Source organism: Shewanella sp. SM74, from assembly GCF_025653725.1.
Lineage (GTDB): Bacteria > Pseudomonadota > Gammaproteobacteria > Enterobacterales > Shewanellaceae > Shewanella > Shewanella oncorhynchi.
In genome coordinates this window covers 247,137-271,158 of sequence record NZ_JAKKRZ010000003.1, presented here as the reverse complement: position 1 = coordinate 271,158, position 24,022 = coordinate 247,137, and the positions used below count along the sequence as shown (strand labels likewise).

General features: G+C 44.9%; 21 protein-coding genes and 1 other RNA gene. 14 read left to right on the top strand and 8 right to left on the bottom strand.

What is annotated here, in order from left to right:
- The first annotated feature begins 229 nt into the window (after positions 1 to 229).
- A complete protein-coding gene (hpf, locus tag L5M49_RS05055; protein WP_028760784.1) occupies positions 230 to 586 on the top strand; it encodes a ribosome hibernation-promoting factor, HPF/YfiA family in 357 nt (118 codons plus the stop codon).
- Between the two features lie 93 nt (positions 587 to 679).
- On the opposite strand, the gene L5M49_RS05050 is transcribed toward hpf, so the two are convergent.
- Together L5M49_RS05050 and L5M49_RS05045 are read right to left on the bottom strand one after the other, a co-directional pair.
- Positions 680 to 1,330 carry a response regulator transcription factor gene (locus tag L5M49_RS05050; RefSeq protein ID WP_198572112.1) on the bottom strand — a complete coding sequence of 217 codons (651 nt, stop codon included), beginning with the start codon at positions 1,328 to 1,330 and terminating at the stop codon, positions 680 to 682.
- A 29-nt stretch (positions 1,331 to 1,359) separates the two neighbouring features.
- The gene (locus tag L5M49_RS05045; protein ID WP_198572111.1) at positions 1,360 to 2,523 is read right to left on the bottom strand and encodes a sensor histidine kinase; all 1,164 of its coding nucleotides are present in this window, start codon (positions 2,521 to 2,523) and stop codon (positions 1,360 to 1,362) included.
- Positions 2,524 to 2,706: 183 nt separating this feature from the next.
- Between L5M49_RS05045 and L5M49_RS05040 the strand changes: the two genes are divergently transcribed.
- Positions 2,707 to 3,216 carry a DUF2141 domain-containing protein gene (locus tag L5M49_RS05040; protein WP_198572110.1) on the top strand — a complete coding sequence of 170 codons (510 nt, stop codon included), beginning with the start codon at positions 2,707 to 2,709 and terminating at the stop codon, positions 3,214 to 3,216.
- 14 nt (positions 3,217 to 3,230) lie between these two features.
- Positions 3,231 to 4,895: a carotenoid oxygenase family protein gene (locus L5M49_RS05035; RefSeq protein ID WP_263265572.1), complete on the top strand. Its 1,665-nt coding sequence runs from the start codon at positions 3,231 to 3,233 to the stop codon at positions 4,893 to 4,895.
- 66 nt (positions 4,896 to 4,961) lie between these two features.
- Here L5M49_RS05035 and L5M49_RS05030 read toward each other — a convergent pair whose 3' ends face one another.
- On the bottom strand, positions 4,962 to 5,684 hold the full coding sequence (locus tag L5M49_RS05030; protein ID WP_028760779.1) for a YebC/PmpR family DNA-binding transcriptional regulator: 723 nt from the start codon (positions 5,682 to 5,684) through the stop codon (positions 4,962 to 4,964).
- 435 nt (positions 5,685 to 6,119) lie between these two features.
- Between L5M49_RS05030 and L5M49_RS05025 the strand changes: the two genes are divergently transcribed.
- Both L5M49_RS05025 and L5M49_RS05020 read left to right on the top strand, forming a co-directional pair.
- On the top strand, positions 6,120 to 7,688 hold the full coding sequence (locus L5M49_RS05025; protein ID WP_263265571.1) for a methyl-accepting chemotaxis protein: 1,569 nt from the start codon (positions 6,120 to 6,122) through the stop codon (positions 7,686 to 7,688).
- A 332-nt stretch (positions 7,689 to 8,020) separates the two neighbouring features.
- Complete coding sequence (locus L5M49_RS05020; protein ID WP_028760777.1) at positions 8,021 to 8,245, top strand: TIGR02922 family protein; 225 nt, start codon at positions 8,021 to 8,023, stop codon at positions 8,243 to 8,245.
- Between the two features lie 176 nt (positions 8,246 to 8,421).
- Here the strand turns inward: L5M49_RS05020 and L5M49_RS05015 are convergent, their stop codons facing one another.
- Positions 8,422 to 9,003, bottom strand: coding sequence for a TetR/AcrR family transcriptional regulator (locus L5M49_RS05015; RefSeq protein WP_173246058.1), 582 nt, complete (start codon positions 9,001 to 9,003; stop codon positions 8,422 to 8,424).
- Between the two features lie 133 nt (positions 9,004 to 9,136).
- Here L5M49_RS05015 and L5M49_RS05010 point away from each other — a divergent pair, with 133 nt between their 5' ends.
- Complete coding sequence (locus L5M49_RS05010) at positions 9,137 to 10,204, top strand: alkene reductase (RefSeq protein ID WP_198572107.1); 1,068 nt, start codon at positions 9,137 to 9,139, stop codon at positions 10,202 to 10,204.
- A gap of 70 nt (positions 10,205 to 10,274) precedes the next feature.
- Here the strand turns inward: L5M49_RS05010 and L5M49_RS05005 are convergent, their stop codons facing one another.
- Positions 10,275 to 12,692, bottom strand: coding sequence for a Lon protease family protein (locus L5M49_RS05005; RefSeq protein WP_263265570.1), 2,418 nt, complete (start codon positions 12,690 to 12,692; stop codon positions 10,275 to 10,277).
- Between the two features lie 519 nt (positions 12,693 to 13,211).
- Here L5M49_RS05005 and L5M49_RS05000 point away from each other — a divergent pair.
- The 3 genes from L5M49_RS05000 (at position 13,212) to L5M49_RS04990 (ending at position 17,930) form a co-directional block, all read left to right on the top strand.
- A complete protein-coding gene (locus L5M49_RS05000) occupies positions 13,212 to 15,920 on the top strand; it encodes a putative bifunctional diguanylate cyclase/phosphodiesterase (RefSeq protein ID WP_263265569.1) in 2,709 nt (902 codons plus the stop codon).
- 155 nt (positions 15,921 to 16,075) lie between these two features.
- The gene (locus L5M49_RS04995) at positions 16,076 to 17,311 is read left to right on the top strand and encodes a DEAD/DEAH box helicase (protein WP_263265568.1); all 1,236 of its coding nucleotides are present in this window, start codon (positions 16,076 to 16,078) and stop codon (positions 17,309 to 17,311) included.
- A gap of 106 nt (positions 17,312 to 17,417) precedes the next feature.
- On the top strand, positions 17,418 to 17,930 hold the full coding sequence (locus L5M49_RS04990; protein ID WP_263265567.1) for a hypothetical protein: 513 nt from the start codon (positions 17,418 to 17,420) through the stop codon (positions 17,928 to 17,930).
- A 260-nt stretch (positions 17,931 to 18,190) separates the two neighbouring features.
- Here L5M49_RS04990 and ssrA read toward each other — a convergent pair.
- Positions 18,191 to 18,546: a transfer-messenger RNA gene (gene ssrA / locus L5M49_RS04985) on the bottom strand.
- A 71-nt stretch (positions 18,547 to 18,617) separates the two neighbouring features.
- Positions 18,618 to 19,109 carry an SsrA-binding protein SmpB gene (smpB, locus tag L5M49_RS04980; RefSeq protein WP_006080832.1) on the bottom strand — a complete coding sequence of 164 codons (492 nt, stop codon included), beginning with the start codon at positions 19,107 to 19,109 and terminating at the stop codon, positions 18,618 to 18,620.
- A gap of 278 nt (positions 19,110 to 19,387) precedes the next feature.
- On the opposite strand from smpB, the gene L5M49_RS04975 reads away from it, so the two are divergent.
- Both L5M49_RS04975 and L5M49_RS04970 read left to right on the top strand, forming a co-directional pair.
- Entirely contained in the window at positions 19,388 to 19,825 is a 438-nt protein-coding gene (locus L5M49_RS04975; protein ID WP_028760728.1) for a type II toxin-antitoxin system RatA family toxin, read from the top strand.
- Complete coding sequence (locus tag L5M49_RS04970) at positions 19,815 to 20,147, top strand: RnfH family protein (RefSeq protein WP_106651167.1); 333 nt, start codon at positions 19,815 to 19,817, stop codon at positions 20,145 to 20,147. Before L5M49_RS04975 ends, L5M49_RS04970 begins: the two co-directional genes overlap by 11 nt.
- Positions 20,148 to 20,236: 89 nt before the next feature.
- On the opposite strand, the gene L5M49_RS04965 is transcribed toward L5M49_RS04970, so the two are convergent.
- Positions 20,237 to 20,728 (bottom strand): outer membrane protein assembly factor BamE, encoded by a 492-nt coding sequence (locus tag L5M49_RS04965; protein ID WP_028760727.1) that lies wholly within the window; start codon positions 20,726 to 20,728, stop codon positions 20,237 to 20,239.
- A gap of 429 nt (positions 20,729 to 21,157) precedes the next feature.
- Between L5M49_RS04965 and L5M49_RS04960 the strand changes: the two genes are divergently transcribed.
- From L5M49_RS04960 to L5M49_RS04950, 3 genes are all read left to right on the top strand, one after another.
- A complete protein-coding gene (locus tag L5M49_RS04960; RefSeq protein WP_198572105.1) occupies positions 21,158 to 21,949 on the top strand; it encodes an SAM-dependent methyltransferase in 792 nt (263 codons plus the stop codon).
- A 58-nt stretch (positions 21,950 to 22,007) separates the two neighbouring features.
- Complete coding sequence (locus L5M49_RS04955) at positions 22,008 to 22,220, top strand: hypothetical protein (protein ID WP_105249796.1); 213 nt, start codon at positions 22,008 to 22,010, stop codon at positions 22,218 to 22,220.
- A gap of 63 nt (positions 22,221 to 22,283) precedes the next feature.
- A complete protein-coding gene (locus L5M49_RS04950) occupies positions 22,284 to 24,017 on the top strand; it encodes a GGDEF domain-containing protein (protein WP_263265620.1) in 1,734 nt (577 codons plus the stop codon).
- Positions 24,018 to 24,022 lie beyond the last annotated feature (5 nt).

Here is a 24,022-nt window from a genome sequence, read left to right as displayed (position 1 = left end):
TATTGCATTTTGTGATTGATTTATTATTAATGCCTGTTTATAAATCAATCACTTAATCATGTTTTTCTCGCTGTTTTATTTTTGACTTCTTGATGGAGGTCACATTTAGGAGATGCTAATACCTGAGTTGACCGAAATATTTGCCAATAACCCTTGTGTTTTATCCTGCATGCCCCAAGCTCTATTAGTGAAGCAAAAATAAAAGTAATGACACTAAAAGGGACAACCTATGAAAATAAATATTTCTGGTCACCACGTCGATGTTACTGATTCTATTAGAGAAGATGTTAACGAAAAATTTGCAAAAATCGCCACCCATTTCCCCTCTCTGATCGCACTGGACATTATTATTGCGAAAGAGCATGGCGAGTATCAGGTTGAGCTTCGTACGAATTATGAAGGAAGCCGTATTTCTGCTTCAGGTACCGATGAGGTTATGTACCCAGCAATCAAAGCCGCATCGAAAAAATTAGATGCAGCACTTAAGCACCGTAAAGGTCAGTTAAAAGCGGATTTGCATGAAACCCCGAGCTGTACAACGCCAGCTATTGCCCATGAAATTATCCAAGAGATGGATCTTCGTTAGGTTTTAGCTATAACTCATTGCTTTAGATGAGCACAAAAAGGGCCTTAAATGGCCCTTTTTGTTGGCAATCGGGTTTGGTTTAATGCTAATGGGTTAAATCAATGCCAGTTGTAATCCCTTGAGCACAGCTTGGGTACGGTCTCGGCAATCGAGTTTAGTGAGTATGTTAGAGACATGATTCTTCACTGTGCCCTCGGCTAAAAATACCGCATTGGCGATTTCCTTGTTGGAGAAGCCGCCCGCCATAAAACTGAGAATTTCCCGCTCCCGTTCCGACAATAATTCATTTCTAGTTACCCCAACGCTAGGTGCAGGTTTAGGCTCACTCATCTGTTTGAGTACCGAAGGCTCTATCAAGTAGCCGCCTTTGGCGACGGTTTCGATGGCGTGCAGTAACTTGTCGAGTGACACGTCCTTGAGCAAAAAACCATTGGCGCCCGCCTGCAAACTATTGAGGAATAACTCACTGTCATCGAAGGTGGTTAACATGATGATAGGTAAACTATTGGCACTCTGGCGTATCTGTTTGAGCATGGCGATACCATCAAGATTTGGCATGCGGATATCACTGAGCAGTACATCGACGGGATTGCTGGCAAGCTTTTTGAGTGCATCTTGGCCGTCTTCGGCTTGCCATAACACGCGAATGTTGTCGGAAATGGCGAGCAGGCTGGCGATACCTTGGCGAACCAATTGTTGATCTTCTACTAAACCGACACTGATAATGTTGTTTTGCATATCCATAGAGATCCCAAAGCGTTTTTAATAAAAAGTTAAGCGAGTGCAGGGAGTGTGAGGGTGAGTTGGCAGCCGGGCGCCGAGTCATTTGCTCTTAACTCCAAGGTGCCATTAAAGGGTTGTAGCCTTTCCTGCATGCCGCCGAGCCCAGTACTGAACTGTCCAGTGCCGCTTTTAGCTGATGCGTTTCGCGCGGATCCCCGTGTTAGCCCCATGCCGTTGTCGCTTAGTTGCAATACCAGCGCGCTTTGGGAGTCTTGCATGCTCAATTGCAGTTGATTCGCCTTGCCGTGACGAACGGCGTTGCTGATGCCTTCCTGCAGCACTAACAGTAGTGCCTGAGTCAGTTCGGCTGTTTGCAGTGGCTTCATCCCTTTGCAGTTAAGAGTCACGCTGGGTAAGCGGGTCATCAGTGCCTCTAAAGGTGGGACTAAATCCAATCCCACTTGCACTCTTTGAGCCCTGACGACGGCGCGAATACTTTCAAGTAGCTCTTTAGCTAAGGATTTACTTTGGTTCACTTGAGGTTTGAGTTCCTCGGGCGCTGTATGGCTTAGTACTTCCAATTGCAGGGAAAGCGCTGTGAGTTGGTGGCCGAGAATGTCGTGCAAATCGCGTGATATCCGCAGTCTTTCTTGCTGTTCGCTGGCTTGGCTCAGTAGGGCGCGAGTGGCAATAAGCTGTTGGTTTAGCTGTTCTTGTATCAAACGTGATTTACGTTCAGAAAGCCTTGCTTGGCTACTGCTGTAGGCAAAGAATTGAAAGCCAAGATAAATCAAAATATTGAACACATTGCTTTGTTCATGCAATTGCCATTTCAGCAGCGCGTAATAAACAAGGTTGGCTAGCAGCAGCTGTGAAATAGCTTGGCGACGACTAAAAAACTCAGGCAACAGTGACGCCCAAATGACGAAGAGGATCGGCAGCAATGCATGGTTTGCCGTGAGTAATAAGCTCAGTACGATCAAGGGCATTGCTAGCGTGGTTATGCGGCGAAGTTGAATATTATTATGTGGAGCTATGTCCGTTGCTATTAGTATAAATTGCACTAAAAACAGCCCATACAGTACGGCATTTAGCATGCCTTGCCATGTATGCAATGCGGCTTGGGTTATTCCGACCCAAGCGATTAATGCCCAAGTGATCACTCCAGCGGCAATCAACATGCTCTCTTCTTTTGCTAATCGATTTTCTAGCACGAATGTCTATTCCTTAATCCGATTCTGCCGACCATTCTAAGGTATCAGCGCCAGATGTCACTATGCCAAAAGTCATCTTGTTAAATTCTTGTTTCATGACTTTTGGCACCTGTTTTTCGTCCTGTGATTTTTTAAGCTAACTCCATCGCAGTCACTTATCAGCGCAAATAACAGGAGCAAGACATGAAACACGTGAACTTAACGATGACAACAACCCAGATTCGCCGAGCAAATATGACCAAAAGGACGTTATCAGCGATTTGGGGCGTAGGCTTAGCTTGCTTGCTCTTGTCGGCTGGAAGTGTATCGGCTGGAAGCATGTCGGCTGAGAGCCAGGCACATACCCTGACTGTGGATATCGATAATATTCAAGTACAAACCGGCGCCTTGATGGTTGAGCTTTACGCCAATGCCGAGGATTACGCCGCAGGCCACAATCCTAGTGCGTCTATGATAAAACCCGTCACTAAGACAGAGCATAGGCTGGTATTTAGCGATCTCGCTGATGGCCAATATGCGGTCAAGGTCTTTCACGATGAAAATGGCAACCACAGCTTAGATACCAATATGTTAGGTGTGCCGAGTGAAGGCTATGGTTTTAGCAATAACGCCGGCAGTTTTGGACCTGCGAGCTTTAAAGACGCCAGCTTTAGTTTGCAGGCCGATGCGCAAATCACTATACACATTCGCTAAGGGAGGGCTGCACCATGGATAGACGTCAATTTCTAGCAGGCTCAGCCGCCCTAATGACGACCGCTGTTTGGGCCAGTTCAGTGGATAAATTGCTGGCGCTGGATAACGCACAAACGGTCGCACGTGAGCCATGGGCGATTGGATTTAGTGGTGCTGAAGCTGACTATCAGCCACTGACTATGCAGGTTTCAGGCGAGTGGCCAGCGCAGTTGAGCGGCAATCTATATCGTAATGGGCCAGCGAAAATGTCTCGGGCAGGTAAGGCATATCAGCATTGGTTCGATGGCGATGGCATGGTGCAGCAGTTTAGTGTGAGCAATAGGCAAATTCAGCATCAGGCTAAGTTTATCCAAACAAAGAAGTTTAAAGTGGAAGAGGCCGCTGGCGCGTTTAAGTACACGACTGCAGGCACAGTGATCCCCAATGCTTTACCTATTCGAAATAACGACGATTTGAATGTGGCCAATACTAGTTTATTGCCGCGCCACGGCGAGTTGCTCGCTTTATGGGAGGCGGGTTCACCCTATCGACTTGATGCTCAGACCTTAACCACGCTTGGCGTGAAAAGTTTTGGTGACAAATTTAAGGGCTTGCCCTTTTCTGCTCACCCACTCGATGACGGACAAGGTGGACTATGGAATTTTGGCGTCTGGTATGTCGGTGGTGATAAGCAATTACTTGTGTATCAAGTGGCAGCCGATGACAGCATTGCCAGAATGGAAGTGATTGAATTACCTCAAGCTAGCTATTTACATGCCTTCGCGCAGAGTGAGAGTAAGCTGGTGTTTTACATTTCATCCTGCGTGTATGAAGAGGGCGAAACCTATGTTGATGCCTTTAAATGGCGCCCCGAATTGCCATCGCAATTACTAGTCATCGACAAAGCTGATTTTAGCGTGCGCCAGTTGCACCTGCTACCTGCGGGATTTGTATTTCACTTTGGTCAAGCCATTGAGAAGAATGACGAACTTTCGGTGCAGCTTTGCCTCTATCCCAATTCTGCTATTTTAACCCAAGGGATGAAGGGGTTGCTGACGGGGGAGCGAAAAACTAAGACACCCCATGCAGAGTTAGTGACGATCACAGTACCGCTCACAGTAGCACTTACAGCAGCTAGCAAAGCGCAGTTTGCGGAGACCTTGTCTTCCTTTGCACGTATTAACCGCAGCGGCGTGATGATGGAGTTTCCCCAGTTTTCGCAGCACATTATGAGTAAAAAACAAACTAGCGGTGAAAAAGCGTTTGCAGAGAAAACAGGTGGGGCTTCGGAGTTGGTTCCGTTATTTGGCGTTGGAGCAAGATCAGATTCAGCTGTTAACTCTGGCTCCAGCTCTAACTTTAAATATGAAGCAGAATCTGACTCTGAATCAGGGCTAAGTAACACTCTGTATTGTATTCATAATGCAAAAGACAGCAGCAAGCACAGTGCGGATACACTTGGCGACGCGAGCTATAGCGCGTTTTATCTTGGCAAAGGCAAGATTGCCGAAGAGCCGCTCTATATCCCCGCCACTGAGCAGCACGAAGCCTATTTACTGATGACTTGGCTCGATTACCATAATGAACAGTCTGGTTTGTCTTTGTTTCGTGCCAGTGATATCAGTGCGGGCCCCATCGCTTCGGCTCAAATGAACAGGGTATTGCCACTAGGGTTTCATGGCTGCTTTATTGAAGCTTAATATTTTGATCTATAAATAAAAAAACGCAGCTCTTAGCTGCGTTTTTGTTTCAGGCGAAAGAAACGTTTAGTCATCAATTTCCGCATTGTGATAGACGTTTTGTACGTCGTCACAATCTTCAAGTGCGGCAATAAACTTTTCAAACATAACGACATCTTCACCTTCAACTTTAGTCATGTCCTGCGGTACGAAGGTGATATTGTCAAATTCAAAGTTAACCTCTGGCATCGCTTCGGTCAGTGCAGTTTTGACTTTAAAGTATTCAGTGTGCGGCGCGTAAACTGTGATTAAGCCATCTTCAAGCTCAACATCGCTTACATCAACGTCAGCCATCATCAGCAGTTCTAAAATCGCATCTTCGTCATCACCCGCAAACACGAACACGGCTTGATGATCAAACATGTGGCCAACTGTACCTGGGCCGCCGAGTTTGGCATCGTTTTTCACGAAGGCTTGACGCACTTCGGTGAAGGTACGTTTTACGTTATCGGTTAAGCAGTCAACAATGACCATGCAGTTGCCTGGACCAAAACCTTCGTAACGGGCGGTATCGTAATCTTCACCACCGCCGCCTTTGGCTTTTTCAATTGCGCGTTCAATAACATGCGCAGGCACTTGGTCTTTCTTAGCGCGTTCAATTAAGCGACGCAGTGATAAGTTTCCATCGGGCTCAACGCCGCCTTGCTTAGCGACAACGTAAATCTCTTTACCGTAGCGTGAATAAATGCGGGTTTTTTGACCGGCTGTTTTCGCCATGGATTCTTTCTTGTTTTGATATGCTCTGCCCATCTTGATCTCGTTAGCTCAAAAAAATTGCGCCGATATTAGCAGTTTTCTTGGCATAAGTGCAGTCGTCCCTATGTGATTTATTACCTAGAAGGCGACGGGGCACGCATTTCAGGGCAAAGTTGGTTTTATCAAGGAAGATCTGCTTTTAGATAGGCTAGGACTATATCGCGATAGATTAATACTAATGTCTAATGCCATACGCTCGTGAGACTGTTGATGATAGCTAACTTCTACTTTGTTTATTTAGCGAGATAAATTATCTAGCTTATTCAGAGAAATAGACTAAAACTATAAATCTTGAGCGCTATCATAGTTAGCCCTCCCTCGTCAGTTGTAAGCAATAGCCGCTGTAATTGATAGCAGCTGAACGAAGGCTAATGATTCGACTCTTAGCATTTCCCTTTCATTTTTACCTTGCGCAGTTACGGGAAGTATATGGAAATACAGCACAAAATTTTAATTTTCATCAGTTTCACGCTGGTCACTCTGGGGAGTTTATTACTTGAGGGACTGCATCTTCCTAGTATTGTGCAGGCGTTGATCTTGGGCGTTCTTGCCTGTGGCTTAGTGGTGTGGGTGTGTTTGCGCGCATCTAAGGCTAAGCTCGACACCGATGAGGCAAACATTAAGGCATTACAAGAGCAAAGCATTCCCGCCCACGACATTAGTGTGCAAACCAGCAAAATGGCTATCGGTTCGGCTGAGGTGTCGCATTTTATTGATTTATTGAATAAATCAATTGAATCAAATGGCGAGCATGCCAGCGCCATTGCGGTTGCTGCAGGGCAATTGAGTCACACTACGGCCCAACTTGGCGATAATGCCGCCGACATTTTAGGCCAAGCTCAAGAGGCTGAGCGCGTTAGCGTGCAGGGACGAAGTCAAGCTCAGAAAGGTGTTGCGGCCATTCGTTCACTGAGTACGGATATTGATACTGCCGCTGAGCAAGTGCAGGCGCTTAAATCAAGAGCCGAAGAAATCCAAAAAATTACCGAAGTGATTAACTCCGTTGCCGAGCAAACGAATCTGTTGGCGTTAAATGCGGCCATCGAAGCGGCTCGTGCGGGAGAGCAGGGTCGAGGTTTTGCGGTAGTGGCTGACGAAGTACGCAGCCTTGCGGGTAAAACCGCAGGTGCGACCCAAGATATCGGCAAGATGTTATTAGAAATCCGCAGTGAAACGGATAAAACTTCTGGGCTGATGGAGCGAGTCGTGACGCAAACAGCCGATGTGGTCGCCGCCATGGGCGAGTTAGACGCGCACTTCACTGAGATTTCGGCTTCTGTGACCCAATCGGCCCATGCCTTAGGTGATATGGAAGATTCACTCAAACAATATAACAACACTACTAACGACATTAGCCGCTCGGTGACTCAAATACGTGACTCATTAAATTCGACGGGTAAACAGAGTCATAGCGTATCCGAGCAGGCCTTTACTTTATCCTTGACCACTGAGGGTATTTTTAAAGCGCTGTCTAAATTGGATACACAAACCTTCGATCAGCAGGTTCTGCAATTGGCGAATGTTGCCGCTAAAGCGTGCGGTGACAAGTTAGCACAAGGTTTAGCCAGTGGCAGTTTTAGCGAGGCTGATTTGTTTAATCCTAAATACCAACCTATTACCAATACTCAGCCGCAGAAATACAGCACGGCTTTCGATCGTTATACCGATCAGCATTTTCCAACAATTCAAGAGCCCATTCTGGCAAAACACAGCGAAATTATTTATGCGGGAGCCGTTGATAGGAAAGGTTATTTTCCGACCCATAATAAACGCTTTAGCCAAGCACTGACAGGCAAAGTTGAGGTTGATATGGTGCACAATCGAACCAAACGCTTGTTTAATGATCCTACAGGGATCCGTTGCGGCGCCCATACTGAACCTGTGCTATTGCAAACTTATAAACGCGATACGGGCGAAGTGATGCACGACTTGTCGGTGCCCATTTTTGTAAACGGTAAACATTGGGGCGGATTTCGAGTGGGATTTAAAGCTAAGTAGATTACTGATAACTCAAATTTAGGTTATTTACTCTAAAAAATGCATAAAAACGCATCTTTATTTGTGTCTTATATGTGATCGATGGTGGGTAATTGATTAACATAATAGAAATAGATTGGCATCTTTTTGCCGAAGTGCTTAAATAGCCCAAGGTGTACAGTATAAGACAGTATTGTATCCAATAAAAAATCATAAAATTTGAATAAGACCTTAAGTAATTGATTTAAAATGTTTAAAATATCTTCCTGGATATTTTAAAATGTTGAGGACAGGGAGCTCTCTTGCGACGTAAATATAACGCAGTAGATGCTGCTTAATGTGAGTTAAATGTGATGCAAGCAAATCAAGCGACTGTAACTGTTTTATATTATGATGCGCCCGTAGGGTTAATTATGCACAACGCCGTATTAGGTAATTTGCCAGTGAGTGAAGCTGGGCGTGTGATGATACCTGCAAGTTTCCGCAAGGGAAAATCTATCATTGCTGTACTTGAAGGTGAGTGTAAGATATTGAATTCATTAGGCGAGCGAGTGTTTGCTCAAGCTAATATAGGTTAACATTTTAAACTAATCGTCATTCTTGGGACGAATAATTCACTTTGCTAAATTATCGTCCCGACATTTTCTGCAAAAACTCTATTCAATCCATCTATTTCTATTAATGTTAGCGCTTGTTCGCTTAATCATATTCGATTAGTCATTCAGATATTTACTGTCCCACAAATTAACGCACTTTAATGGCAGACTTCTACCAGCAATTGGTCTGCAAGATACTGTAAGGTTTCGGCATTAGGATGGGTGTGGGCGAAGGTTCTTAAACCATAAATTCCCATCATTAAATATTGGGCTCTTTGCTCGCTGCTGCGATCGCCTTGGAGGAGTCCTTGTAACGTTGCGGTGGCAAATTGTAGTGTGAGTGCTTGCTGCCAAGATTGTAGATACTGATTGATGATGTCCCGGATCTCAACATCTTGCTCTGCAATTTCATTTAACGCTTTTGTCAGTAAGCAAGCTTGGGCGCTATCGCAACTCAGACATTCAATAACGAGATGATCTAAGTAGGTTTTCAAATTAGTCAGCACATTCTCGCCATTGCCGAATAGATTGTTGAATTGCTCGTTTCTGTCGAGTTGATATTGCTCTATGGCCGCGATTAATAACCCGCGTTTATTGGTGAAGGCACAGTAAATCGACCCCGGATGTAATCCCGTGGCTTGAGTAAGATCTTGCATGCTCGTTTTGGTGTAACCCTTGTGCATGAAGGCGGCCATAGCGCCGCGAAGTACCTGTTCTCGGTCGAACTCTGCATTACGCATCGAATTTAATTCACTTGTATAGAAACGCTTAGGCCAGATTCTACCTAAATTTGAACAAACATTCAAAAATGAACTTGAATGATCGTTCAAATAATAATATCTTGAATGCATATTCAAGAATGGGACTGAGAAAATGACCACACAAACCACGCCAAATTCATTGGTAAATCTGTTCGATACCTACTCACTTAATGACACTATTACCTTAAATAATCGTATCTTAATGGCACCTTTAACCCGTTGTATGGCGGATGCCGATTTAGTGCCGACCGATGATATGGTTGCCTACTATGCACGCCGCGCTGAAGCGGGTTTGATCATCACAGAGGCGACTATTATTCGTCCCGATGCTCAAGGTTACCCAAATACCCCTGGTATTTTTACTCAAGCGCAAATTGCTGGCTGGCGTAAAGTGACCGATGCGGTACATGCCAATGGCGGTAAGATTTTTGTGCAGTTATGGCATACGGGCCGTGTTGCTCATCCACACTTTTTCGATGGTGGTGATGTGCTTGCGGCATCAGCACAGAAGATTGAAGGCAGCGTGCCAAGAATGCGCGAACTGACATATGTCACGCCAAAACCTGCCACACTTGAGGATATTCAAGGCCTAGTGCGTGATTACGCCAAAGCGGCGGAAAATGCCATTGAAGCTGGGTTCGATGGCGTCGAAATCCACGGTGCAAATGGTTATTTGATTGACACTTTCTTACACCATGACAGCAATCGCCGTACTGATGAATACGGTGGAACACCTGCCAATATGTCCCGTTTTGCGCTTGAGGTTGTCGATGCTGTTGTGGCTCGTATCGGCAAAGACAGAACCGGTTTACGGATTTCTCCAGGGGCTTATTTCAATATGGCGGCAGATAGTCGTGACCGCGAAGTGTTCGATTACTTCTTGCCTGAGCTGGAATCCCGCGATATCGCTTTTGTGCATATTGGGATTTTCGATGACAGCATGGAATTCGACTATCTTGGTGGCAGAGCTTCAAGCTATGTGCGCGCACACTATGGCAAAACCTTAGTGGGTGTTGGAAGCTACAGCGCTGAAACCGCCAGTGAAGCGATTGCGGCGAATAAGTTTGATTTGATTGCTATTGGTCGCCCATTCATTGCTAACCCTGACTATGTTGCTCGCGTGCGTGATGGCGTTGAACTTGTTCCTTACAGCGATGAAATGCTTACAAGCTTAGTGTAATTTCGCTTAATAGCTTTATAAAGAAAGGGTTAGCATGTGCTAACCCTTTTTTTGTCTCTCTCGTTTTTATTTAATCCGCTTTAACTAAGGATCTGAGTGCGGTGAGCTTTTGCTGAGCTATGCCAAAAATACTCTCGGGAGAATATTGCCCTTGGCTAGGTGCTGCCGTTTGCGGCAAACTTCCTGCGGTTTTACCGAGCAGTAATTCCATTGCTTGAGTCACATGGGTAATAGCCCAAATATGGAATTCCCCCTGTGCCACTGCATCGACAATGTCTTTGCGCAGCATAAGGTTGGCCATGTTCGAGGCAGGAATAATCACCCCTTGCTCCGGCGTACGGCCTTTTATTTTGCAGACATCGAAGAAGCCTTCAATTTTTTCATTCACGCCGCCAATGGGCTGAGCCTCACCAAATTGGTTCATCGAACCTGTGATGGCAATATCTTGCCTAATTGCTTGCTCGCTAATAGCCGAGATAATGGCGCAGCATTCGGCCATCGATGCGCTGTCACCGTCCACACCGCTGTATGATTGCTCAAAGGTGAGGTAAGTGGTGAGCGGGATTTGCGCCGTCTTACCTAAAACTGATGCTAAATAAGCGGTTAAGATCAACACGCCCTTAGAATGGATCCGGCCTCCAAGTTTGACTCTGTGCTCGATATCCATCACTTCACCCTTACCAAAGGCTGTGGTTGCTGTGATGCGATTGGGCATACCAAACTGATGATCTGAGGTCGAGATGACGGATAAGGCATTGATTTGCCCAACCACTTTGCCCTGAGTGCTAATCAAGGTCGTGCCGTTGGTAAAGCTTTGCATTATGTTGTCGTGCAGACGCGAGACTCTTTGCTCTTGATTTCGCAGTGCTTGCTCAACGTGCGGCACTAAAATTTGCTGACTGCCCGAAGATTTAGCGCAGTAGTTTGATTCCCGCAGTAGGTTGGCAATATTCGCCGAGTGTAGCGACAGTTTTTGTTGGTCTTCGGCTTCCCGCGAGCTGTATTCAATGATGCGCGCTATGGCGGCGCGGTCGCAGTGCAGCATGTTGTTGTCGTGAACTATGCTCGAAATAAAGCGGGCATAGTGCGCCTCAGAAGTTGAGGTTCTGTCCATCACATCTTCAAAATCGGCGGTAACGCGGAATAACTCACTGAAGTCAGGATCATAGTGCTGTAACAGCTGATAAGTTTCGTGATCGCCAAACAGAATAATTTTCACATCTAAGGGGATAGGCTCAGGCGCCAATGAAATCGTGCCCGACAGTGACACTTCCCGCTCCAGCGAACTTAAATCGAGTTTGCGTGAACGCAGGGCGCGTTTTAGTCCGTCCCACACGTAAGGGCGCTCTAATACTTTAACGGCATCCATTAATAACACGCCACCATTCGCCTTGTGCAGGCTGCCGGGACGGATAAGCGAGAAGTCGGTGAACACTGTGCCTCTAAATGTGGCGTTCTCCACATAGCCAAATAGGCTGTGATAACTCGGGCTTTCTTCGACGACTATGGGGAATTTTTGAGTGCCTTGGCCGACCAAAACGTTAACTTGGTAGCGGCGGGGCATTTTCTTTTCAAGGGAAGCGTAGGCTAGGCCCAGTTGTTCTTCACTTTCTTCTAAAAAGATATCTAAATTGTCTAAGATATCCGCCTGCATACCGGTTAAGAAAGTCCGTGCTTCGGGCTGGTGCTTGAACTTATCTTTGAGTGGCTTAATAAAATGAATTAACACTTCTTTGGCGACTTGTTCGTCATGCTCTTGCTGCTTGTCGCTGAATTCTTCTTCCCATTCAGTGATTTGGCGAATAATACCGCGCAGTTTAACCTCTAGGCCATTGATATTACTTTCAAATTGACTACGTTCAGTCTCTGTCAATGCTTCGAATGAAGCTTCGTCATGGGGTTCTTCACCATTGAGCGCTACCATTTGATAGTCGCCCTGCATGGTTAAACTGAGGCTGATGCCTTTTTGTTTCGCTTCTTCGGTTAATTCAGTGAGTGCGACTTCTTGCTTCTGTGATAATTGGCTTTTGAGCTTTTCGGTGCGGGCATAATACATTTCATTATCAAAGGCTAAAGGCATAGCTTTGACAAGTTTAAGCATCAACTTTTCGACGGCTTTTTTAAATTCAAGTCCAGTCCCTGCGCTCAGTTTCAGCACTTTAGGGCAACGGGTATCATCGAAATTGACCACATAGCACCAATCGTACAGGGTATGGTCGTTTGGCTCGTGACGGCTTAGGTAACGCAGCATCATGGTTCGTTTGCCGAGGCCGTTCTGACCTATGGCGTAGATGTTGTAACCCTTTTCTTTAATTCCCATTGCAAACTCTACTGCTTGCTGGGCGCGTTCTTGGCCGACAATATCATTGAGAGGTGTGAGTTCTGCTGTCGATTGGCAATCTGTGCTTAATTGGTCGAGTTCGCAAATGCGATATAATTGTTTACTGTTGAGCAGGGTAGCTTGGCTTGATACGACGTCAGTGGGCATAAATATCCTTGGTTTTTCAGCCTTATTATTTCCATTGTAGACAATAAGATAGCATTTTTGTCAATCAAAACTCTGTTATTGCTGATATATGTCTTTAGGGATGGTTTTCTCTCGCTAAGAAAGTGCTGAATTATCGGGGGAAGACTTAATTGATTAAGTCTAACTAATTGTTACTCAATAAACTTATCGCGATACTGACACTAAAATTTTGTGCTAAAGTAGCAAATGCAATGTTAGTTGGATTTACCCGTGCAAGCAGTCTGCTGAGTGTGAGTAAGTTAGTGTGAATTTTGATGGTTTGACCTCTACCACCCTAAAAGGTGGATATGATGGAGTAAGTTTTAGATCCAACCTTAGTGCCAATTGAGATGTATTGATTTGATGTTAAACGTAAAATTTTATGAGATTTTACTGCTTGGTTAACGTTTTCCCTCTGTAGCAATATTGGGCATGTGTTTAAGGTCTTACGGTATTCTCGCCGTAGGCCGATTGAGCAGTAACGAGATCTGAGTTGGCAAGATGATGATAGATGTACCTATTACGCAGCAACAGCTGGATAACTGGTTGAGTGACTTAAATTTAGTCGCTGAGATATCAAGCAGTAAAGCAATGTTATTAGCATGGAATGCTGCGGGTGAACTTAGCTGCATGTTAAGTTCAGACTCTGCGGCTGAAAGTGAAATACAGGCAATACTTAGCCACCTAAGTGGCAACCCCCAGCCTGCGATAAGCCAGTCCGTTGTGATGCCCTCAATGCTCACACCATCAGAAGTTGTTCCAAATACCTTTGATATTATTGATAAATCTACTATTCCTCCTCTAAGCAATGCTAAATTGTCCAGCCTGAGTGAGCCAATTTCAGCATTGCCCCGATTAGGCAGTCATCAAATCACGGCTGCATTATCTGTATCACAGCTAACTGAGCAGGTACGTGAGCCTCTGTTAATTATGGATACTCGGAAGCACTCAGATTGGCACACTTGCAACTTAGTCGGCAGCGTGATTTGTTTGTCTCTCGCTTGGCCATCTGGGGCAAATTTTGGCTTTTTATGTTTCTATCATAACGAGGCTCACGGCGTAGATTCAAAAACACTACAACTCGCTAAGCTTATCAGCGATAGCATTCAACACCAGTTAGGCGAGATATTGAGCCAACATAATGCGGCTGAAACATTAAGCCGAGGTTCACCGAGTCGTGTCGAAACGGTCGATTTACAAACTTTTATCGATAGTTTTGACGAACATATTTGGATGAAAAATGCCGCTGGCATTTACACTCTTTGCAATCGTAGTGTTGAGAATGCGTGGGAAATGCCTCGTAGTGAGATTGTTGGTAAATCCGATGTTGAACTCTTTGGTGCTGATATTGCAGAGATTTTTCTAGAGGGTGATAGGCTCGCTATCGAGTCTGGTACGCCTATCATTGTCGCTGAGTGTTTAGATGGCAGTGAAGCTAAAAATCATCTTTGGCTAGAAACGCTAAAACTCCCAACACTCAATGCCCAGGGTGAGCTCGTGGGCGTTATCGGTATGACTCGCAACATCTCCAAGCATAAAGCAGTTGAAGAACAACTGACACTGGCGACCAATGTGTTTAAAAACTCGGTTGAAGGTGTCGTTGTGACCGACCGGCATGGCAATATTACCGACGTTAACGGTGCATTTTTTGAGATCACAGGTTATGTGAGGGAAGAGTTACTCGGCCAGAATCCTCGGATTTTTAGTTCGGGTCGGCATGATAAAGATTTTTTCGATAAACTCTGGAATACCTTGTTTACTCAAGGTAAATGGAATGGCGAAATTTGGAATCGGCGCAAGAACGGCACGATTTTTCCGCAAAATATCACCATAAGCACTATTTATGATGACGTTGGAGATGTGCGTTATTTTGTCGCTGTATTTGCCGATATTTCAGCCCAGAAAGAGAATGAAGCGCAACTCACGCACTTAGCGTATTTTGACCCGCTAACGCATTTGCCCAATCGCATGAAGTTCATGATGCAGCTTAAGCAAGAAGTACGGCATGCGAAGCGGCTGAATTTGCAATTAGCGACTGTGATGATTGATGTCGATCTGTTCAAGCATATCAACGACAGTTTTGGCCACAGTATAGGCGATGAAATGTTGGTCGAGCTCGCCAAGCGTTTACGCAGTCAAGTAGGCGATCAGGATGTGTTATCACGGATTGGTGGCGATGAGTTTGTGGCATTGATTTCAGGGATTGACAATAGTGCCGATGCCGCAGTTGCCATAAATCAATTGCGCCAAGTGTTTGAGCAACCTTTTATTGTGAGCACGGGCGACCACTTACGTTTAACGGCGAGTATGGGCGTTTCTTTGTATCCAAATGATGGAACCGATGCGGACACTTTACTGCGTAACGCCGATGCGGCCATGTATCGCGCCAAAAATGATGGCCGCAATAATTATGCTTTTTATACTGAGTCCTTAACTCAGCAGTCGTTTGAGCATCTTAAGTTGCAAAGTGCCCTCTATGGCGCGATTGAGCAAAATGCTTTGTACTTAATGTACCAGCCAAAACTCGATTTAGTGACTCGACAAACCGTGGGATTTGAAGCATTACTGCGTTGGCACGATCCTCAACTGGGTTTGATTTCTCCAGCGATATTTATACCCGTGGCAGAAAAAATAGGTCTTATCCATGAAATTGGTTTATGGGTGTTAGAAACCGCTTGCCGTCAGGGAATGCGTTGGCTTAGTGAAGGCAAACACTTTGGCCGCATTGCCGTGAACGTGGCAGGACAACAGTTACAGCGCAGTTCCTTTGTGGATGATGTGAAACGTGTCTTAGCTGAAACGGGTTTGCCCGCCAAGCATTTAGAGCTTGAAGTGACTGAAAGTGTGATGATGCAGAATCCTGATCTTGCTATCCGTGACTTAAAGCGACTTGGCGATCTAGGTATCGAATTATCGGTTGATGATTTTGGCACTGGCTATTCATCGCTCAACTATTTGAAAAAACTGCCTATTCATAAATTGAAAATTGATCAGTCTTTTGTGCGAGACATTCCCTTCGATACCAACAATACCGCTATCGCTAAGGCTGTGATTGCACTTGGACATGCGTTGAAGCTGGAAATTATCGCCGAAGGGGTTGAAACTAAAGAGCAAGCTGATTTTCTGCAACAAAACCAGTGCGATCAAGCCCAAGGTTACCTTTTTAGTCGTCCGCAACTACCAGAAGATCTCGATGCATTTCTATCGTGATGCTGGCGTATTGCGAGACTGACTTATGGTAAGGCTAACTATCCTGAAATTGATTTAGTTTCACCCGATAGAACCACAGGGCTAGCGCTATGGCGCTAGTCGCTCGGGTTTGTGTCTGCTAAGATTCTGGTCATTATTTTCAGTGGTTAACCGCAATGTCTTTTAGTGTCTTATCCTTAAACTCCACATTAGTGAATACCTTAGCGAGCCTTGGCTATGAGTCGCCAACGCCTATCCAGCTAGAAGCTATCCCTGCCATCTTGGCGAAACGGGATGTGATGGCTGGCGCCCAAACGGGTACAGGTAAAACCGCGGCGTTCGCCTTGCCAATCTTGCATCATTTGTTGGCACTCAGCCCTGCGCAAGAGTTAACCGCGGTGAGACCTGTACGTGCATTAGTCTTAGTGCCGACACGTGAACTGGCGGTGCAGGTACAGCAGAGTTTTGTTAAGTACGCTAAAGGGACCGATATCCGTGTCGGCATCGCCTACGGCGGCGTGAGTATCGATGCGCAGGTCGCTGTGTTTAATGCAGGGATAGATGTGTTAATCGCAACACCGGGTCGCTTACTCGATCACCTCAGGCAAGGCGCATTGAGTCTTAAGCAATTGAGCGTGCTTGTGTTTGATGAAGCCGACCGTATGCTCGACATGGGGTTTATGGATGAAATTCAAGCCGTGCTCAAGCAAGTGCCGAGTGACAGACAAACGCTGTTATTTTCTGCCACCTTAGATGCCGCCATCTTTAGCTTAAGTAAAACCTTATTGCGCGATCCCAAGTTGATTGAAGTAGCCAAGCGCAACACGACCGCTGCCGAAATTGAACAAGTGGTTTATGCCGTCGACGCCGACCGTAAAACCGAACTCGTCAGCCATCTGGTGCGCAGTAAAAACTGGCATCAAGTGCTGATTTTTAGCCGCACTAAGCAAGGCGTCGATAAACTGGTTCAGCAACTCAATAAAGCCGATATTATCACTCAGGCGTTTCACGGTGACTTGTCCCAAGGTGCGCGCGAGAAAGTCTTGCAGGAATTTAAACAAGGCAAAATTCAAGTGCTAGTGGCTACGGATGTTGCCGCCCGAGGCCTAGATATCGTCGAGCTCAAGTACGTGATTAATTTTGAGCTGCCTTTTATCGCCGAAGATTACATTCATCGTATTGGCCGCACAGGTCGAGCGGGTAGTGCAGGGCTTGCCATCACCCTCTTTAGTCAAGAGGACGCCCTATTATTGGAAGAAGTTGAAGTTGTGCTCGACAAGCGTCTACCCCAACAATGGTTACCTGGCTTTGAACCCGACTTTAATAAGATGGATACCGAACCTAGACGTAACGGCAAAGCGGCTCAAAAACAACGTGCCAAAAAGCGCGCTCTGGGCGGTAAGAAGCGTTAATTTTTATAGGAGTTTGTGTAGTGGTGTAAAGTTAATCATGTTTATCGTTTCACCGTCAGTTAGCGTTTTAATAGGATTCGGCCTTTTTGAATTTTTTGGGTGTTGTATGAAGCGATTGATGCTGTTTTTGGTTTTTATCTTGTCTTTTCCTTCCGTGATCATCGCTGCATTTGTCTTTGAGGATATAGGAGGACATATTTTATTCTCTTGGTTCTCATTTACCCTTGGTCTCATCGGGATTGGTGGAATATTGAGATTTAGAGAGGATCAATTTTTAACATACGATATCGTTGAAGGGACTATTATTTCACTGGATGAAAATACCAGATACAGCCCAGAACATGAGCATTTCAGGTACCAACAAATTTTCATTAATCCGGTTGTAGAATATTTTTGGCAAGGAAAGCGTTATACAAGAGGAACTCTGATTAATTATGACGAACAAGCTTACACTCGGTTTGGACCTCAAATCGGTGACAAGATCAGTTTATGTGTTCCAATCAATTGCCCTGAAGAAGCGATTGAAAACAAATTCCTATCTAGATATATACATTTAATCATTGGTTTAATTTCTATTTCGATTTCAATCGCACTTGCTGTATTACTCTTCTCGTACTGATTTTTGCCGTTTTTTATAGGGTTTAGTTGTTATCTTGTATAGGCGGAGCCAATCGTTAGCAGCAATGCGTATGTCTTAGATGGTCAAGTCCAAGCTGGTGATCTGAGTTATATATCTCATTCTCAAACTACCCAAGCTAGAAAATCTCAAACCATCCGAGCTAGCAAAGCTTAATTGTGGAAATAGAATCTCAAACTGCGTTCCATGAGCAGAGCAAACAAAAAGGGCTTAACCTTGCGGTTAAGCCCTTCTGGTAAAATTGGTGGAGGCGGCGGGACTTGAACCCGCGTCCAGAACACCTACATCCAAGGCACTACATGCTTAGTCTCTCTTTTAATTAACCCGAATAAACTCCGAAAGACAGGATTTCATCGGGCGAGTCCGGTACTATTTCGCGGTTCACTCCCGGACGGAGTTCCCTCGCTATCAAATGTAAGATGACCATCTGTATACACCGCCCATTTGAGAGACCTGTGTCAGATGGCTAGCTAGCCTAAGCTGCTAGAGCGTAGTTATCGTCGTTTGCAACTATAACTGTGCGGCTTTTTACGAGGCCAACCGCCCCTCGGCATGCTCCCAGGGTTTCGTGAATCCTGTCGAATCCAGAATCGCCCCCAAGAATTTGATTGTAACCCGTAGCACTATGATCACCTAGCATCATTTGCTTCAAGTTCAATCGTTTGTTCATTATCCGTGCGTTTTTTCTTTTTTCATCACGCGGGCTTTTTCAACTTCCCATTCACGCGCTTTAGTATCTTCGCGCTTATCGTGATCTTTCTTACCTTTACCTAGACCAATTTCCACTTTCACCCATGCACCTTTACGCCAGTACATTGAGATAGGAATGATAGAGTAGCCTTGGCGCTCAACTAAGCCCGCTAGTTTATCTAGCTCTTTACGGCTGAGTAGCAGCTTTTTCAAGCGTAGGGGATCGCAGACAACGTGTGTCGATGCCGTATTCAAGGGAATAATGGTGCAGCCATGCATAAAGGCTTCGCCATTTTTCAGGAATACGTAACAGTCGGACAAGTTGACCTTACCCATACGGATAGATTTCACTTCCCATCCCATAAGGGATAGGCCGGCTTCCATTTTCTCTTCGAAACGGTATTCGAAGGTTGCGCGCTTATTACGTGCGATAGTCGCAGGCGCGGCTTTGCTTGAATTTTTCTTTACCATAGTGGCGCCATTATACGCACGGTGAATCAATTTGGTATTGATATAAGGGTTTATTTAGTTAATTTCAAGCCTCTATCGTGTTGTTGCTGGTTTTTTGAACGTGATTAGGGTGTTAAGTATCAGCCTAAGTGCACAAGGGGTGCGTTTTTTACGTATCGTGATAAAATCCGTGCAAATTTTGATTGCTGGCCTAAGTTGTTTATTGCACGTGCGTTATTTTCGTGCGTTTGAGTTTGCTTAGGTCGCTGTGAATACGTTAGTGAAGAGTACTAAGTCCTATGCCGCAAATTTCTCGAAGTGTGTTAGTCCGTTTTAGTGCGATGCAAATGTATGACTTAGTGAATGATGTCGAGTCGTATAAGGAGTTTTTACCCGGTTGTGTGGGTGGTAAAGTCTTAGAATTTGATGGCAAGACTATGCTGGCATCTGTTGATGTGAGTAAAGCGGGGATCCGTAAGACATTTACGACTCGCAACCAAGTGGTTCCTGGTAAGAGTATTGATTTAACATTGGAAAATGGGCCCTTTAAGCATTTATTGGGGCAGTGGCGTTTTACTGAGCTGACTGAAGAGGCCTGCAAGGTAGAATTCGAGCTGAGTTTTGAGTTTTCAAGCTCGTTAGCCGATATGGCCTTTGGTAAAGTGTTTAATGATCTTATGGTATCAATGGTGACGGCATTTACGAGTCGCGCTAAGGTGATTTACAGTGACAAATGAGACAGATAAGTTTGTAGTTGATGTGGTTTATGCCTTGCCTACACAGCAAAAAGTGATTTCGGTGAATGTGAATCCTGGCACGTCAGCGATTGAGGTGGTGCGTTTAAGTAACATAGTGAGTTTTTTTCCTGAGATCGATTTAGAGACGGTTAAGCTCGGTGTGTTTAGTAATGTGGTTAAGCATGACCAAGTGATTTTACCGGGGCAAAGGGTTGAGATTTATCGTCCTTTGATTGCTGATCCTAAGGATGTGCGTCGTCGCCGAGCAGATAAAGCTAAAGATGAAGGCCGCGCGAATAAAGTGACGGGCGGACGGGCTTAAATACTGACATCATAGCTCAATAAAAAAGCGCCCTTGGGCGCTTTTTTGTATTTGATTGACTGAGAAGAGCATAAGCAAAGTTTAGGATATTACTTAATTGGTTTTTGAACTTGCGCTTCAGCTTGATTTTCTTTCACTAATGGCTTTTCATCGGCGCGCTGTGCTGGAATTTGTGGCACTAGCTCAGTTTTATTACCTGTTGGCAAGCTGCTTTGTTCTAGCGGCGTACTAAATTCTTTGCTCAGTTCATAATCGCCTTTCACTGAGGTAAGTTTATCGCCCGTAAAGTGCAGTATGAGTTCTTTATGCGTAATGCTGGCATCACGCCCACTCTTGTAGTGATACACATAGTACCAAGTATCGTCAGCAAAACTATCTCGTAATACCGGACGGCCGAGAATGTATTCGGCTTGTTCTTTGGTCATGTCAATGCGCAACTTTTCAACTTGTTGCGGTTCCATGTAGTTGCCCTGTGGAATATCGGGCTTATAAATCAACCAATCGAACACGCTACAGGCACTGAGTGAAACAGAGAGCGCCACAGCGCCCAGTAGGGTAAGACTTTGCTTTTTATTGATCATTGTATGCGCTACTTCTGAAAATCTGGCGGCCATAATACCCAAGCATTCCCCCTCATGACAAGGGCAATCGGGCTTTGCTGCCGTCATAGATCGAATTGTGTGACTTTTCGACCCAGTATGTTGGCTTTAGTTCTCAATCTTTAAGGATATTTATTCGCTGAAGTCATATGGGGCTATGAGTATGATTTTCGGCGTCAGAGCCGTACAGGTTTACTGTTGGCTGGATTGGGAAAAAGAGTAAATGTGAGCGATTTCTTCTTTAAAGCCAAGCAATTAGTTAGCAAGTCGATAGACAGTATGTGTGGCGATAAGCATAGTAATCTCGTTAAAATCAGATTAAAGTTACCGATATGTTTTTATTGTGTTCTTGTACTGTGGTTTTTTGCCGTAAGTTTGCAGTGTTCGAAATAAAATAGTGGGATAGATGCATTGGGTTCTTTAGTTTGCGTAGGTACGGGTTTACAACTGGCCGGACAGATCAGTGTGATGAGTCGTAGTTATATTGAGCACGCTGATGTCGTGTTTTCACTCTTGCCCGATGGTTTTTCGCAGCGTTGGATCCAGAAAATTAATCCCAATGTCATCAATTTACAGCCGTTTTATGCACAAAATGGTGAAGTTAAAAATCGCCGAGAAACCTACGAACAAATGGTTAATTCTATATTGGAGGCCGTAAGGGCTGGCAAAAAAACCGTTTGTGCGCTCTATGGTCATCCTGGAGTCTTTGCCTGTGTTTCCCATATGGCGATTACGCGGGCGAGGGCAGAAGGGTTTTCAGCGAAGATGGAGCCGGGGATTTCGGCTGAGGCGTGTTTATGGGCTGATCTGGGTATTGACCCCGGCAGCTCTGGGCATCAAAGTTTTGAAGCTAGCCAGTTTATGTTTTTTAATCATGTGCCCGATCCGACAACCCATTTATTGTTATGGCAAATTGCGATTGCTGGTGAACATACCTTAACTCAGTTCCATACTACGAGTGACAGGCTGCAGATTTTGGTTGAACAACTGAATCAATGGTATCCGCGAGATCATCAAGTGGTGATCTACGAAGCTGCTAATCTGCCAGTTCAAGCCCCTAGAATTGAGTATTTGCCGTTGAGTAAGCTGCCCGAGGCAAACTTGTCTCCGATCAGTACTTTACTGATCCCGCCAGCAAAAAAACTCGAATACAACTATGCTATTTTAACTAAATTAGGCATTAGACCTGAAGATTTAGGCTAATTGTGAGTGCTGTACTTCTGAGCTGAATTCGGGAGTCATCATATAAATAAGGAAAGGTATGTCTGCATTATCGGATTTTTTTACCCAGTTAGGTCAAGATGCACAACTGATGGAAGCGTATCAACAGGACCCGGAGGCCGTAATGCGCGCCCATGGGTTAACTGATGAAGAAATTAGCGCTGTAATGACAGGGGATATGACAAAACTAAAAGTTTTGAGTGGCGACCAAAATTATCAAACATTTGTTTTAGTCAATCATGGTAATAATTAACTAATCTTGAAACGGTTACGTTGTGCCCTATTAGCCATCTTCGCCTTGTGTTCGACAGCTTTGATGGCTAACTCTCTCGATTTTGATCAGGCACTCAATGAGCTTGATGTATTACTGCAATCTGATCTTAGTGCTGCGCAGAAAAAGCTTGCCGAATATGAGAAAGAATTCAGTCGTTTAACTACAATACAACAAGGACGACTGAGGATAGATAGAGCGATAGGTTATTTTTTCATCGGTGAATATACTAAAGCGTTAGATGATCTACACCAAGCCGAAACCTTAGTGCCAAATACTGATTTATTGGCGTCAGTTTATAGTTACAAAGCCACGGTATATATAGGGATACGTGACTATGACAAAGCCTTGGCTGCAGTTGCTCAAGCATTAGCCTTAGTGGTGAATATTGATGATGTCACGATTAAACGGCACTCATATCTAAGAATTGCCAATATTTATTCCGAAATGGACGCTTATAGCGATATGGGCCTTTATGCCAATAAGGTGTTACAACTCGCAAAGGAAACCGATGTCCGCGATATTTGCCATGCCAAATTGCTGCGCGCTATTTATTTACTCGGCGTGAAAAATCCCGACGCCTTCGATGCCTTCGAAGATAGCCGTCAATACTGTGATGCGAAGCAATTCCCCCTTCTGGCGACTATGTCGATGAAAGGCAAAGCTATGGTTTTGCAGGATCGGGGCGACTTTTTAGGCGCGAGAGTGATTCTGCTATTAGCCTTAAAAGGGTATGAAGCTTTTCAATTTCAGTTAGAAATTAGCCATGTGCATGCACTACTTGCCGAGAATTACTTTGCCATGGGTGAGCAGGTTCAAGCGAAAAGTCACGCCGTTAAAGTGCTTTCATTCCCCGATGATAATAGCTACATCGAATATAAGCATATTGCATATAAGGTATTTGCCGAACTGATGGCGGCGGATAAACAATTTGAGCAAGCCTATGAATACACAAGAAAAGAACAATATTATAATCAATTGATTTTTGACCAATCTAGAATGAAAACTCTCGCTTATCAGGCGGCTAAGTTTAATGCCGATGAACAGGCGCGTGAAATCAACTTACTCAATAAAGAGCGTGAACTTTACATCGCTCAGCAAATGGTAAAAGAGCGGGAATACACCAATATGCTGATGTTTATCACTATTCTAGTGGGTGGGCTATTCTTCCTTGGGATTTTGTTAGCCGTAGGTCAGATGCAGAAACGTAAGTTTATGCGTATGGCGAGAATGGATGCCTTAACAGGCATATTGAATCGTGGTGCAGGGCAAGAGTTGGGAGAAAACCTTTTTGTGCAAGCCACGGCTCGTAGCGGGGATTTCTGTGTCATTTTATTCGATTTAGATTTCTTCAAACGTATCAACGATTCTTTTGGTCATGGAACTGGCGATTGGGCGCTTAAAAAGGTGGTTGACTCCCTTAAATCCCATATCCGAAATGGTGATGTTTTTGCTCGTATCGGCGGTGAGGAGTTTGCAATTTTATTACCCTATGCCGATGAAGCGAAAGGCATGGAAGTGGCGGAGCAATGTCGAGCTCGTATCGAGGCCATTGATACCCAACATTCAGGGCATAAGTTCGTCATAACGGCGAGTTTTGGCGTGAGCGGTTTAATGGCTGATGATCTGAGTTTGGATCCATTATTCCACCGAGCCGACATGGCGCTCTATGCCGCTAAGGCCAATGGCCGCAACACCGTAGTACGCTATTCTGACATATTAAAATGTAACAAGCAGGCGACTGATTTACGGCGTCATATCACATCGCCCTCTGTGTAATGTAA